Origin of the sequence: Streptomyces xantholiticus, from assembly GCF_014651015.1 — a bacterium.
GTDB classification, from domain to species: domain Bacteria; phylum Actinomycetota; class Actinomycetes; order Streptomycetales; family Streptomycetaceae; genus Streptomyces; species Streptomyces xantholiticus.
This window is the reverse complement of sequence record NZ_BMWB01000001.1, coordinates 491,280-504,933: the sequence shown is the minus strand read 5'-3', so window position 1 is coordinate 504,933 and position 13,654 is coordinate 491,280. Positions and strand designations below refer to the sequence as shown.

Here is a 13,654-nt window from a genome sequence, read left to right as displayed (position 1 = left end):
CCGCAGGAACCCGGTAGAGACCCGGCAGGAACCCGGTAGAGACCCGGCACGATTTCCGGTTTGGAGGCGCCATGCCACGCCCGTTCACCCTGTTCACCGGCCAGTGGGCCGATCTGCCGCTCGAGGAGGTCTGCTCGCACGCCCGCGACTTCGGCTACGACGGCCTCGAACTCGCCTGCTGGGGAGACCACTTCGAGGTCGACAAGGCCCTCGCCGACCCGTCCTATCTGGACGGTCGGCACGCGCTGCTGGAGAAGTACGGCCTCAAGTGCTGGGCGATCTCCAACCATCTGGTCGGCCAAGCGGTCTGCGACAACCCCATCGACGAGCGCCACCAGGGCATCCTGCCCGCCCGGATCTGGGGCGACGGCGAGCCGGAGGGCGTACGGCAGCGGGCGGCGGCCGAGGTGAAGGACACGGCGCGCGCCGCGGCCGCCTTCGGCGTCGACACGGTCGTCGGCTTCACCGGTTCGTCGATCTGGCACCTCGTGGCGATGTTCCCTCCGGTGCCGGAGCGCATGATCGAGCGTGGCTACGAGGACTTCGCGGAGCGCTGGAACCCGATCCTGGACGTCTTCGACACCGAGGGGGTCCGTTTCGCCCACGAGGTCCACCCCAGTGAGATCGCCTACGACTACTGGACCACCAAACGCGCCCTGGAGGCGGTGGACGACCGGCCGGCCTTCGGCCTCAACTTCGATCCGAGCCACTTCGTCTGGCAGGACCTGGACCCGGTCGGGTTCCTCTACGACTTCCGGGACCGGATCTACCACGTGGACTGCAAGGAGGCCCGTAAGCGTCTGGACGGGCGCAACGGGCGGCTCGGTTCCCATCTGCCGTGGGGCGACCCGCGGCGCGGCTGGGACTTCGTCTCCGCCGGGCACGGCGACGTGCCGTGGGAGGACGTGTTCCGGATGCTGCGCTCGATCGGCTACGACGGTCCCATCTCGGTGGAGTGGGAGGACGCCGGCATGGACCGCCTCATGGGAGCGCCGCAAGCGCTTGCTGATCTGAAGCGGTTCGACTTCGAGCCCCCGGCTGCCTCCTTCGACGCCGCCTTCCAAGGCGGCGACAACTAGAACAAGCCAGGTCCGGGCCCGGTGGCGAGGGATGTCACCGGGCCGGTCCGGGCTGCCCGGGTACGTCTTTGTCCTGCACTGGGAAAAAGTTCAACTTCCTTGGCGCACAAGGCCTTTCCGTCCAGGACGAACCCGGCTACGGTCCCATCTCGTGTTCACGACCCAGGTGGTTCGGGAGTGACGGCGCACTCCGGGTCCACGGCACCCCGCCCGTTCGACCGGCCTTACCGGAGGACACTCGTGCACAGAACAAGGCCCAGAGGCCGCAAGGCACTCGCACTGCTCACCGGCGGCCTCCTCGCCGCCACGTCGCTGGCCCTCACCGCGCCGACCACCGCGTCCGCCGCCGACCCTGAAGCGGCCGTCTCCGCGGCAGCCGAGGAGTTCCAGCAGGTCACGCTCGCCAAGGGTGGTGAGGAGACCGGCGAGCCCATGTCGCTGGCCGTCCTGCCCGACCGCAGCGTGCTCCACACCTCGCGCAGCGGCGAGCTGCGCATGACGGACGCCGCCGGCAACACCCGCGTCGTCGGTACCGTCCCCGTCTACTCGCACGACGAAGAGGGCCTCCAAGGCGTCGGCCTGGATCCGAACTTCGAGCAGAACCGTTTCGTTTATCTCTACTACGCCCCGCCGATGGACACCCCCGCGGGCGACGCTCCGGGCGAGGGCACCGCGGCGGACTTCGCCAGGTTCGACGGCGTCAACCGGCTCTCCCGGTTCGTCCTCAACCAGGACGGCACGCTGAACAACGCCAGCGAGAAGAAGATCATCGACATCCCGGCGACCCGCGGCATCTGCTGCCACGTCGGCGGCGACATCGACTTCGACGCCGAGGGCAACCTCTACCTCTCGACCGGCGACGACTCCAACCCCTTCGCCTCCGACGGCTACACGCCCATCGACGACCGGCCCGGCCGCAACCCCGCGTACGACGCCCGCCGCACCTCCGGCAACACGAACGACCTGCGCGGAAAGATCCTGCGCATCAAGGTCGAAGCGGACGGCTCGTACTCCGTGCCCGAAGGCAACCTCTTCGCCCCCGGCACGGAGAAGACCCGGCCCGAGATCTACGCGATGGGCTTTCGCAACCCGTTCCGCTTCAGCGTCGACAAGAAGACCGGCATCCTCTACGTCGGCGACTACGGCCCCGACGCCGGCACCGCCGACCCGAAGCGCGGCCCGGCCGGCCAGGTCGAGTTCGCCCGGGTCACCGGCCCCGGCAACTTCGGCTGGCCGTTCTGCACCGGCGACAACGACCCCTATGTCGAGTACGACTTCGCCACCAAGACCTCCGGCGCCACCTTCGACTGCGCCAACCCGAAGAACACCTCGCCGCACAACACCGGCCTCGTCGACCTGCCGCCGGCGCAGCCGGCCTGGATCCCGTACGACGGCGGCTCCGTGCCCGAACTCGGCAGCGGCTCCGAGTCCCCGATGGGCGGCCCGGTCTACCACTACGACCCCGATCTCGACTCCCCGGTGAAGTTCCCCGAGGAGTACGACGGCGACTTCCTCGCCGGTGAGTTCGGCCGGCGCTGGATCAAGCGAATCGACACGGCCGAGGACGGCACGGTCTTGTCCATCAACCCCGTTCCGTGGACCGGTACCCAGGTCATGGACATGGCCTTCGGCCCGGACGGCGCGCTGTACGTCCTCGACTACGGGACCGCCTGGTTCGGCGGGGACGAGAACGCCGGCCTGTACCGGATCGAGAACGCCACCGGCGGACGCTCACCGGTCGCGGAAGCCTCCGCCGACAAGACGTCCGGCCAGGCGCCGATGCGCGTCACCTTCTCCTCCGCCGGAACCACCGACGCGGACGGTGACGCCCTCACCTACAGCTGGGACTTCGGCGACGGAGCCACCTCCACCGAGGCGAACCCCGTCCACGAGTACACCGAGAACGGCACCTACACCGCCACCGTCACCGCGAAGGACCCGACGGGCCGCACCGGATCGGCCGGCGTCCACGTCGTCGTGGGCAACACCGCCCCCAAGGTCGAGCTCGAACTACCCGCGGACGGAGCGCTGTTCGACTTCGGCGACGACATCCCGTTCAAGGTGACCGTCACCGACCCCGAGGACGGTGCCGTCGACTGCGCCAAGGTCACGGTCAACTACATCCTCGGCCACGACAGCCACGGCCACCCCGCCACCTCGGCCAACGGGTGCGAAGGCGTCATCAAGACCTCCGCGGACGGCGGCCACGACCCGAACGCCAACGTCTTCGGGGTCCTCGACGCCGAGTACACCGACGGCGGAGGCGGCGGCCAGGCAGCGCTGACCACCCACGACCAGGCCAAACTGCAGCCCCGTCACCGGCAGGCGGAGCACTTCGACGACCAGTCGGGCATCAAGACCTACGACAAGGCGGCCGCCCACGGTGGCAAGACCGTCGGCGACATCCACAACGGCGACTGGATCTCCTTCGCCCCGTACAACCTCACCGGCTCCAAGAAGCTCACCGCGCGGATCTCCTCCGGCGGCGCCGGCGGCATCCTCGAAGTGCGCAGCGGCTCCGTGGACGGCAAGCTGCTCGGCTCCGGACCGGTCCCCGTCACCGGCAGCTGGGAGACGTTCCAGGACATCGACGTATCCCTGAAGGGCGTGCCGGAGAAGACCACCGAGCTCTTCCTGGTCTTCAAGGGCGGCGCCGGAGCCCTCTACGACGTGGACGACTTCAAGCTCTCCGACACCCCCGTCGACCGCAGCGCCAAGCGCGTCCTGGTCTTCTCCAAGACCGCCGGATACCGCCACGACTCCATCCCGGCCGGCGTCGCCGCGCTGAAGGAACTCGGCGGGAGCGGCGACATCACCGTCGACGCCACCGAGTCGGCAGGCCAGTTCACCGCCACCAACCTCGCCCGCTACGACGCCGTCGTCTTCCTCTCCACCACCGGTGACGTCCTGGGCGCCGATCAGCAGAAGGCGTTCGAGAACTATGTCGCCGCAGGCGGCGGCTACATGGGCGTCCACGCGGCCGCCGACACCGAGTACGAATGGGAGTTCTACGGCGGCCTCGTCGGCGCCTACTTCGACTCGCATCCGCACATCCAGCCAGCGACGGTCCGCGTCGAGGACCACGACCACCCGGCCACCGCGCACGTCAACGGCCCCTGGGAGCGCACCGACGAGTGGTACAACTACCGCACCAACCCGCGTGAGCAGGCCCGCGTGCTCGCCACCCTCGACGAGACCACCTACGAGGGCGGCACCATGAAGGGCGACCACCCGATCGCCTGGTGCCAGGCCTACGAGGGAGGCCGCGCCTTCTACACCGGCGGCGGCCACACCAAGGCGTCGTACGCGGAGCCGGCCTTCCGGCAGCACCTGCTGGGCGGGCTCCGGTACGCGACCGGCCAGGTCAAGGCCGACTGCGGGCCGCGCACCGGCTACCGCACCATCTTCAACGGCGAGACGCTGGACGGCTGGAAGCAGGCAGGGCCGGGCAGGTTCGACGTCGTCGACGGTGAACTGCGCACCGAGGGCGGCATGGGCATGCTCTGGTACCAGGCCAAGGAGCTCGGCTCGTACTCGCTGAAGCTCGACTGGAAGATGGAGGGCGACGACAACTCGGGCGTCTTCGTCGGCTTCCCCGCCTCGAACGACCCGTGGTCGGCGGTGAACAACGGCTACGAGATCCAGATCGACGCCACCGACGCCGCCGACCGCACCACCGGCGCGGTCTACGGCTTCAAGTCGGCGGACATCGAGGCCCGTGACCAGGTCCTGCGGCCGCCCGGCGAGTGGAACAGCTACGAGATCCGGGTCCAGGGCGAGCGCCTGCGGGTCTTCCTCAACGGAGTGAAGATCAACGACTTCACCAACACCGACCCGGCCCGCAGCCTCACGGACGGCTACATCGGCATCCAGAACCACGGGGCGGAGGACCAGGTCTCCTTCCGGGACATCCGGCTGAAGGAGCTGCCCTCGTAGCCCATCGGGGCCGTCGGGCCGCCATGACCGGGCGGCGGGCGGGGCGGCGCGGGACCCCCCGCCCGCCGCCCCTCCATCACGCACCACACCACACGGCAGGGAGGCAGCCATGAACAGCGACGGGAACGCACGCACAGGAGTCTGGTTCGTCGGAGCACGGGGTTCAGTGGCCATCACGGCCGTCGCCGGATGCGCGGCGGTCACGGCCGGACTCCACCCGCCGACCGGCATGGTCACCGAGACCCCTGCCTTCGCCGGCACCGGGCTGCCGGCCCTGCCCGCGCTCGTCTTCGGCGGGCACGACACAGCGCACTGCCCGCTGCCCAAGCGGGCGGAACATCTCACCGAAGCGGGCGTCCTGCCGCACGGGCTCGCCTCCGCTGTCCGGGCCGAACTCGATGCCGCCGACCGGGAAATACAACCCGGCGGGCCCGGCGCCGGTGACACCCGCACCGACGAGGAACTGGTCGCCGCTTTTGCGGCCGACATGATCTCGTTCAGGGAGCGCCTCGGGGCGGTACGGGTCGTCGTCGTCAACGTCTCCTCCACCGAACCCCTGCCGGAACCGGGCGCCGTACGGCTGCCGCCCAGCTCCCTCTACGCGGCCGCCGCGGTGCGTGCCGGCTGCCCCTACGTCAACTTCACCCCCTCCACCGGGCTGCGCACCGCCGCCCTCTGCGACGCCGTCGCGGCCAGTGGACTTCCCCACGCGGGCCGCGACGGCAAGACCGGCCAGACGCTGCTGCGGGCCGTGCTGGCCCCGATGTTCGTCCAGCGAGCCCTGGACGTACGGGCCTGGTCCGGCACCAACCTGCTGGGCGGCGGCGACGGGGCGGCGCTGGCCGACCCCGGCGCGGCCGCGGCGAAGAACGCCGGCAAGGAGCGCGTCCTGGCCGACGTGCTGGGCCGCACGCCCGAGGGCGAGGTCCACATCGACGACGTTCCCGCGCTCGGCGACTGGAAGACCGCATGGGACCACATCGCCTTCGAGGGCTTCCTCGGCTCGCGGATGATCCTCCAGACCATCTGGCAGGGCTGCGACTCGGCGCTGGCCGCGCCGCTCGTCCTGGACCTGGCGCGGCTGGTGGCCCGCGCCCACGAGGCGGGCGTGGCCGGGCCGCTCCCCGAGCTCGGCTTCTACTTCAAGGACCCCGACGGCGGCCCGTCCGGCCTGCCCGAACAGTTCACCGCCCTCCTGTCCTTCGCGGACCGCCTGCGGGAGGCACGGTGACCCGCGCGCTGCCGGTGCGCCTCGCCCCCTCGGCCCCGGGCCCGTCGGCCCGGCAGAGCGGCCGCATCCCCGCGGGTCCGGCGGACGCGGCCGGAGCGGCACCCCGGACCCGACGGAGCCGACGGTGGGCGCGGCCCTGCGACTGGGCAGAACTGCTACGGGTGTCGGCCCTGTCCACGGTCCCCGGCGACGCCCTCGCAGGCGCGGCGGCGGCCGGACTGCCGCCCAACCGGGGCACGGCGTATGCCATCGGCGCCTCGCTCTGCCTGTACGAGGCGGGCATGGCGCTCAACGACTGGTCCGACCGCGAGGAGGACGCCGTCGACCGCCCCCACCGCCCGATCCCCTCGGGCCGCATCACCCCGCGCGCGGCCCTGACCGCGGCCGGGGCCCTCACCGCGACGGGCCTGGTCCTCGCGGCCCGCGCCGGCCGCCCCGCGCTCGCGACGGCCACGGTTCTCTCCGCGACGGTCTGGGCCTACGACCTCCGCCTCAAGCACACCCCCGTCGCCCCGGCCACGATGGCCGCGGCCCGCGGCCTGGACCTCCTGCTGGGCGCCACCGCAACGTTGTCCGCCGCTGCCACGCCCTCAGGAGCCGCCCCTCAGCGGCCTGCTGGGTCCAACGGGCGGACGTTCGCCCGCTCGCCGCTGCGCGCAGCCGCCGCCGGCGGTCCGGGGGCGGGGCCGTCCGGGTTCCGTCCGGGTTTGGGGAAGGGGCGGGGTGGGGGACTTCGCACGGCGGCCCGCGCCGGCCGCGCCGCCGCCGCCCTCGCGGCCCACACCTACGCCGTCACGGCCGTGTCCCGGCACGAAGCGCACGGCGGCTCGACCGTCACCCCCCTCGCCGCGCTGGCAGCCACCGCCACGCTGGGCGCAGCCGTGGCGTGGCCACCGTCCCGTCCCGCCCCCGTCCTGCTCGCCGCCGCCTACCTCCGTACCGCCGCCACCCCGTACCTCCACGCCGCTCTCAACCCCTCCCCGCCCCTCACCCAGCGGGCCGTCGGAGGCGGAATCCGCGCCATGATCCCGCTGCAGGCCGCCCTTGCCGCCCGAGCGGGGGCGGGCGTCACCGGGGCCGCCGTGATGGGGCTCGTGCCGCTCGCCCGCCGGCTCGCACGCAAGGTGAGCCCCACATGAGCCCCGGGACGAACCCGGGTCGGCTCCGCCTGGGCTACGGCACCAACGGCCTCACCGACCTCCGCCTCGACGACGCCCTGAACCTCCTCGCCGACCTCGGCTACGACGGTGTCGGGCTCACCCTCGACCACATGCACCTCGACCCGCTCGCCCCGGACCTCGCCGCTCGCACGAGCCGTGTCGCCCGCCGGCTCGGCGAACTCGGCCTGACCGCCACCGTCGAGACCGGAGCGCGCTATGTACTCGACCCGCGCCGCAAGCACGGCCCGTCGCTGCTCGACCCGGACCCGGAGGCCCGCGCGGCCCGTACCCGGCTGCTGATCACGGCCGTCGCAGTCGCCGCCGACCTCGGCGCGCACGCCGTGCACTGCTTCAGCGGCACCACCCCGCCCGGCACCGGCGACGAGACCGCATGGAAACGTCTGGAGGAGGCACTTCTGCCGGTGCTCGACGCCGCCGCCTTCGCCGGCGTGCCCCTGGCGATCGAACCGGAACCCGGCCATCTCCTCGCCACCCTCGCCGACTTCCACCACCTGCGCACGTGTCTCGGCAACCCTTCTCCCCTCGGCCTGACCCTGGACATCGGCCACTGCCAGTGCCTGGAGCCCCAACCGCCGGCCGAGTGCATCCGGGCGGCTGCGCCATGGCTGCGGCATGTGCAGATCGAGGACATGCGCCGTGGCGTGCACGAGCATCTGCCGTTCGGCGACGGCGAGATCGATTTCCCGCCCGTGCTGGACGCCCTCGCCTCCACCGGCTACCGGGGCCTCACCGTCGTCGAGCTGCCCCGCCACTCCCACGCGGGCCCCGAACTGGCCCGCGCGTCCATCGAGTTCCTCCGCGCCGCAACCTCGAAGGGAGCACCGGCACAGTGACGCAGACACCACCCCGGACCCGCGCCGACGTCGACGCCCGGCTTGACGACGACATCGCCCGCGCCTGGCTCGACGAGGCGCTGGCCGAGGCCGCCGGCGCAGCGAAGGCACTTCCGACGGCGCCCTCCCCGTACACCGCGCACAGCTGGGAGCTGTGCTTCGCGGCGGCCGGACGGCACTGCGGCGAGGACAACGCGGACGCCGTCCGTACGCTTCTGCTCGTCGAGGCCCGGCCGGGCCTCGATACCCTGACCCGGCTCTACCAGCAGGGCAGCGCCGCCGAACGCCGCGCCGTGCTCCAGGCACTGCCGGCCCTGGTCGACGGCCCGTGCGCCGTGCACCTCGTCGACGACGCGCTGCGCACCAACGACACCCGGCTCGTCTCCGCCGCCGTCGGCCCCTACGCCGCCGCCCACCTCGGACCGCACGCCTGGCGGCACGCCGTCCTCAAGTGCCTGTTCACCGGCGTGCCCCTCGACGCGGTCGCGGATCTGGCGGTACGCGCCGCCGGTGACGCCGAACTCGCCAGGATGCTCATCGACTACGCCGCCGAGCGCTCCGCCGCCGGCCGTGACATCCCCCACGACCTCGACCGCGTGCTCACCCTGACCGGCGAGAAGTCCCAGCGGCCCCAGGAGCTGTGATGCGTATCTTCGACCCCCACGTCCACATGACCTCCCGCACCACCGACGACTACGAGGCGATGTACGCCGCCGGGGTGCGCGCCCTCGTCGAACCGTCCTTCTGGCTCGGCCAGCCCCGCACCTCACCGGCCAGTTTCTTCGACTACTTCGACGCGTTGCTCGGCTGGGAGCCGTTCCGAGCCGCCCAGTACGGGATAGCCCACCACTGCACCGTCGCGCTCAACCCGAAGGAGGCGAACGACCCCCGCTGCACACCCGTCCTGGACGCGCTGCCCCGCTACCTCGTCAAGGACTCGGTCGTCGCCGTCGGCGAGATCGGCTACGACTCCATGACGCCCGCGGAGGACACCGCGCTCGCCGCGCAGCTGCAGCTCGCCGCCGACCACGGCCTGCCCGCCCTCGTCCACACGCCCCATCGTGACAAGCGGGCCGGGCTGCGCCGCACCGTCGACGTGGTCCGCGAGTCGAACCTGTCCATGGAACGGGTGCTGCTCGACCACCTCAACGAGACGACCGTGAAGCACGCCATCGACAGCGGCTGCTGGCTCGGCTTCTCCATCTACCCGGACACCAAGATGGACGAGGACCGCATGGTGAGGATCCTGCGGACCTACGGCACGGAGAAGGTTCTCGTCAACTCGGCCGCCGACTGGGGCAGAAGCGACCCGCTCAAGACCCGCAAGGTCGGCGACGCGATGCTGGCGGCCGGCTTCACGGAGGACGACGTCGACCAGGTCCTGTGGCGCAACCCGGTCTCCTTCTACGGACTCAGCGGCCGTCTCCAGCTCGACGTCCCGAAGCCGGAGAGCCTCCACGAGGGCAACTCCGTCCTGCGCAGCGGGGAATGAGAGGAGCCACGGATGCGCTTCCGTCACCCCGGCGGCTCCACCGTCCACCTCTCCTACTGCACGAATGTCCACCCCGCCGAGACTCTCGACGGCGTCCTCACCCAGCTCCGTGACCACTGCGAGCCGGTACGCAAACGCCTGGGCCGCGACCGCCTCGGCATCGGGCTGTGGCTCGCCAAGGACGCCGTCCACGCCCTGATCACCGATCCGGCCTCGCTGCGGGGGCTGCGGGCGGAGCTGGAGCGGCGCGGCCTCGAAGTCGTCACGCTCAACGGCTTCCCCTACGAGGGCTTCGGCGCGGAGGAGGTCAAGTACCGCGTCTACAAGCCGGACTGGGCGGACGCCGAACGTCTCGCCCACACCACCGACCTGGCGCGGCTCCTCGCGGCCCTGCTGCCCGACGACGTCGCCGAGGGCACCATCTCCACCCTCCCGCTCGCCTGGCGCACCGACTTCGACGAGCACGCCGCGGCCGCCGCCTCTGCCGCGTTGAGCACCCTCGCCGAGCGGCTCGACGCGCTCGAGGATCTCACCGGCAAGTCGATCCGCGTCGCCCTCGAACCGGAACCGGGCTGCACGGTGGAGACCACCGCCGACGCGATCGGACCGCTCATGGAGGTTCCGGGCGACCGCATCGGCATCTGCATCGACACCTGCCATCTCGCCACCTCCTTCGAGGATCCCGAGACGGCGCTCGCCGCACTCGCGGCGGCGGACATCGGTGTCCCCAAGGCACAGCTGTCCGCAGCCCTGCACGCCGAGCACCCTCACCTGCCGGAGGTGCGCGACGCGCTCGCCGCCTTCGCCGAGCCCCGTTTCCTGCACCAGACCCGCACCCTCACGGCCGCCGGACTGCGCGGCACTGACGACCTGGGCCAGGCCGTGGCCGGTGACACGCTGCCCGACGGCGGGCCGTGGCGGGCCCACTTCCACGTCCCCCTGCACGCCCCGCCCGCCGCACCGCTCACCTCCACCCTTCCCGTCCTCCAGGACACCCTGACCCGGCTCGTGGGCGTCCCCGAACCCCGCACCCGCCACCTCGAGGTCGAGACCTACACCTGGCAGGCCCTTCCCGCCGAGCTGCGCCCCCGGACCAGGACCCAGCTCGCCGACGGGATCGCCGCCGAACTCACCCTCGCCCGCGACCTGCTGACGGACCTCGGCCTGAAGGAACTGCCATGAGCGACAAGCGCCCCACCCCTCTTCTGGTCCTGGACGTCGTCGGTCTCACCCCCCGGCTCCTCGACCACATGCCCCGCCTCAAGGCGTTCGCCGCGGCCGGCTCCCAGGCGAACCTCTCCACCGTGCTGCCGGCCGTCACCTGTGCCGCCCAGTCCACCTTCCTCACCGGCGCCCTCCCGGCCGAGCACGGCATCGTCGCCAATGGCTGGTACTTCCGCGAGCTGGGTGACGTACTGCTGTGGCGGCAGCACAACGGCCTGGTGTCCGGTGACAAGATCTGGGACGCGGCCCGCCGTGCCCACCCCGGCTACACCGTCGCCAACATCTGCTGGTGGTACGCGATGGGCGCCGACACCGACATCACCGTCACCCCCCGGCCGGTGTACTACGCCGACGGCCGCAAGGAACCCGACTGCTACACCCGCCCGCCGGCCCTGCACGACGAACTGACCGAGAGGTTCGGCACCTTCCCGCTCTTCCACTTCTGGGGACCGGGCGCCGGCATCGTCTCCAGCACGTGGATCGCCGACGCCACCCGGCACATCATGCGCACCCGCCGGCCCGACCTGACCCTCTGCTATCTGCCGCACCTCGACTACGATCTCCAGCGCTACGGCCCCGACGATCCCCGCTCCCACCGCGCCGCAGCCGACCTCGACGCCGTCGTCGGCCCGCTGCTGGACGACGCCCGGCAGGAGGGCCGCACGGTCGTCGCCCTGTCCGAGTACGGCATCACCCGGGTGAGCCGACCGGTCGACATCAACCGCGCGCTGCGGCGGGCCGGTCTTCTCGAGGTCCACACCCAGGACGGCATGGAGTACCTCGACCCGATGGCCTCCCGCGCCTTCGCCGTGGCCGACCACCAGCTGGCCCACGTCTATGTGCGCCGGCCGGAGGACCTCGACGCCACCCGCGAGGCACTGGCCGGTCTGCCCGGTCTCGACGAACTCCTCGGCGACGAGGGCAAGAAGGACCACGGGCTCGACCACCCCCGCGCCGGGGAGCTGGTGGCGATCGCCGAACCGGACGCATGGTTCACGTACTACTACTGGCTCGACGACGCCCGCGCCCCCGACTTCGCGCAGCTCGTCGAGATCCACCGCAAACCCGGCTACGACCCGGTCGAGCTGTTCATGGACCCGCACGACCCCTATGTGCGCCTCAAAGCCGCAGCGGCCGTGGCACGCAAGAAACTCGGCATGCGCTACCGCCTCGCGGTCGTGCCGCTGGACCCCTCACCGATCCGCGGCAGCCACGGCCGCCTCCCCGCGAGCGACGAAGAAGGCCCGCTCGTCCTGTGCTCCACCCCCCGCGCCGTGTCGGGCCGCGTCGAGGCCACCGAAGTGAAGTCCCTGCTGCTCAGGCTGGCCGGCCTCGACCGGTAGGGACCCATCCCGAGAAGGCAGCGCACCCGGCAGAAGTGTTCAATCGAAGTGAGAGAGGCAATCACCGTGACCGCGTATCTCGAAGAGCCCGCCGCCGACGACTCGCTGCGCCGTTCGCTCGGCGTAAGCCGCCGTCGTTTCCTCAGCACCTGCACGGCTGCCGCCGCGGCGGCGATCGCCGCCCCGGTCTTCGGTGCCCCACCGGCCATGGCCCAGAGCGGGCCGGACGACAGAGGCCATGACGACGGCCGTTCCGCCCTGGTTCCACCGCACAAGCGGGGGCTGATCCTCTACACCGTCCGTGACGCGACGGGTCGTGACCCGCTGTCCACCGATCTGCCGTCCGGTTTCCGCGAGGTCTTCAAGCAGCTGTCCCGCTACGGCTACCAGCAGGTGGAGTTCGCCGGATACCGCCAGCACGCGAATGCCCCGGGTGGCGCGAACCTGGAGAGCGTCGAGGGTGCGAAGCTCCTGCGGTCCTGGCTGGACGAGTACGGGCTGCGGGCGCAGGGCAACCACGGCTTCATCCCGGGCTCCTGGCCGCTGACCCCCTTTGACCTCGACAATTTCAAGCGCCATCTGGAGATTGCCAACATCCTCGGCATGCCCCACATGGGCACCGGTGGCGACCCCACCGGCAGCTCCTACCGGGCCGACTGGGACGTCGCGGCCGAGAAGTGGAACACGCTCGGAGCGATCGCCCGGCGCGAGGGCATCAAGCTCTACACCCACAACCACGACTCGGCGTACGGGTTCCTGCTCGACGGCGGCCCGCTCGACGCCCAGGGCCGGCCGACCCGCAGCTCCGGCATCCGCAAGCTGGAGTACTTCCTCGAGGCGACCGACCCGAGCGTCGTCCGGCTGGAGATGGACATCTACTGGGCGCACGTGGCCCAGTACAAGTTCCACACGTACACCGCACACGACGGCTCCACACGGGAGCGGGTCTTCGACCCGGCGGGCCTGGTGGCCCGTCACAACATGCGCTATCCGCTGTTCCACGCCAAGGACGGCACGGTCAACACCCAGAACGGGCAGGGCTACGACATGGTGACGTTCGGCGAGGGCGACATCGACTACGGGACGTTCTTCAGGCGGGTGGGTGCGAAGAACTACCACAACCCGATGATCGAGCACGACGGCGCGCCCAGCTCCACGGTTCCTGGGCAGTCCCTCGAGGTCGCCCGGGAGAGCTACGACAACCTCGCGGCCCTGCGCGCCCGCCGTTGACCCGGCAGCGGCCCTCCCGGTGGTCCGGGGTCCACCGGGCCGGCCGCCCGTCCGCCGACCCGGAGAACAAAAGGCGCTACCGGCCGGTAGTAAGAACGTCGCCTT

10 protein-coding genes are annotated in these 13,654 nt (G+C 71.5%); all 10 read left to right on the top strand.

The window, feature by feature from the left end:
* Positions 1–71 precede the first annotated feature (71 nt).
* The 10 genes from IE198_RS02315 (at position 72) to IE198_RS02270 (ending at position 13,549) form a co-directional block, all read left to right on the top strand.
* Positions 72–1,079: a sugar phosphate isomerase/epimerase family protein gene (locus IE198_RS02315; protein ID WP_189882022.1), complete on the top strand. Its 1,008-nt coding sequence runs from the start codon at positions 72–74 to the stop codon at positions 1,077–1,079.
* A gap of 240 nt (positions 1,080–1,319) precedes the next feature.
* The gene (locus tag IE198_RS02310; protein ID WP_189882019.1) at positions 1,320–5,015 is read left to right on the top strand and encodes a ThuA domain-containing protein; all 3,696 of its coding nucleotides are present in this window, start codon (positions 1,320–1,322) and stop codon (positions 5,013–5,015) included.
* A gap of 109 nt (positions 5,016–5,124) precedes the next feature.
* A complete protein-coding gene (locus IE198_RS02305; RefSeq protein ID WP_189882017.1) occupies positions 5,125–6,246 on the top strand; it encodes an inositol-3-phosphate synthase in 1,122 nt (373 codons plus the stop codon).
* Positions 6,243–7,385, top strand: coding sequence for an SCO3242 family prenyltransferase (locus IE198_RS02300; RefSeq protein WP_189882015.1), 1,143 nt, complete (start codon positions 6,243–6,245; stop codon positions 7,383–7,385). The genes IE198_RS02305 and IE198_RS02300 overlap by 4 nt, the downstream gene beginning before the upstream one ends.
* A complete protein-coding gene (locus IE198_RS02295; RefSeq protein WP_189882013.1) occupies positions 7,382–8,260 on the top strand; it encodes a sugar phosphate isomerase/epimerase family protein in 879 nt (292 codons plus the stop codon). Before IE198_RS02300 ends, IE198_RS02295 begins: the two co-directional genes overlap by 4 nt.
* Positions 8,257–8,904: an EboA domain-containing protein gene (locus IE198_RS02290; protein WP_189882011.1), complete on the top strand. Its 648-nt coding sequence runs from the start codon at positions 8,257–8,259 to the stop codon at positions 8,902–8,904. Before IE198_RS02295 ends, IE198_RS02290 begins: the two co-directional genes overlap by 4 nt.
* Positions 8,904–9,752, top strand: coding sequence for a TatD family hydrolase (locus IE198_RS02285; protein ID WP_189882010.1), 849 nt, complete (start codon positions 8,904–8,906; stop codon positions 9,750–9,752). The genes IE198_RS02290 and IE198_RS02285 overlap by 1 nt, the downstream gene beginning before the upstream one ends.
* Positions 9,753–9,764: 12 nt before the next feature.
* On the top strand, positions 9,765–10,934 hold the full coding sequence (gene eboE / locus IE198_RS02280; RefSeq protein WP_189882009.1) for a metabolite traffic protein EboE: 1,170 nt from the start codon (positions 9,765–9,767) through the stop codon (positions 10,932–10,934).
* The gene (locus IE198_RS02275) at positions 10,931–12,319 is read left to right on the top strand and encodes an alkaline phosphatase family protein (RefSeq protein WP_189882008.1); all 1,389 of its coding nucleotides are present in this window, start codon (positions 10,931–10,933) and stop codon (positions 12,317–12,319) included. Before eboE ends, IE198_RS02275 begins: the two co-directional genes overlap by 4 nt.
* A 66-nt stretch (positions 12,320–12,385) precedes the next feature.
* Positions 12,386–13,549, top strand: coding sequence for a sugar phosphate isomerase/epimerase family protein (locus IE198_RS02270; protein ID WP_189882007.1), 1,164 nt, complete (start codon positions 12,386–12,388; stop codon positions 13,547–13,549).
* The last annotated feature ends 105 nt before the right edge of the window (positions 13,550–13,654 follow it).

Bases quoted from the DNA above. Each gene is read 5' to 3' on its own strand.
- IE198_RS02285 (WP_189882010.1), top strand. From the start codon at position 8,904: ATGCGTATCTTCGACCCCCACGTCCACATGACCTCCCGCACCACCGAC.
- eboE (WP_189882009.1), top strand. From the start codon at position 9,765: ATGCGCTTCCGTCACCCCGGCGGCTCCACCGTCCACCTCTCCTACTGC.
- IE198_RS02315 (WP_189882022.1), top strand. From the start codon at position 72: ATGCCACGCCCGTTCACCCTGTTCACCGGCCAGTGGGCCGATCTGCCG.
- IE198_RS02275 (WP_189882008.1), top strand. From the start codon at position 10,931: ATGAGCGACAAGCGCCCCACCCCTCTTCTGGTCCTGGACGTCGTCGGT.
- IE198_RS02305 (WP_189882017.1), top strand. From the start codon at position 5,125: ATGAACAGCGACGGGAACGCACGCACAGGAGTCTGGTTCGTCGGAGCA.
- IE198_RS02295 (WP_189882013.1), top strand. From the start codon at position 7,382: ATGAGCCCCGGGACGAACCCGGGTCGGCTCCGCCTGGGCTACGGCACC.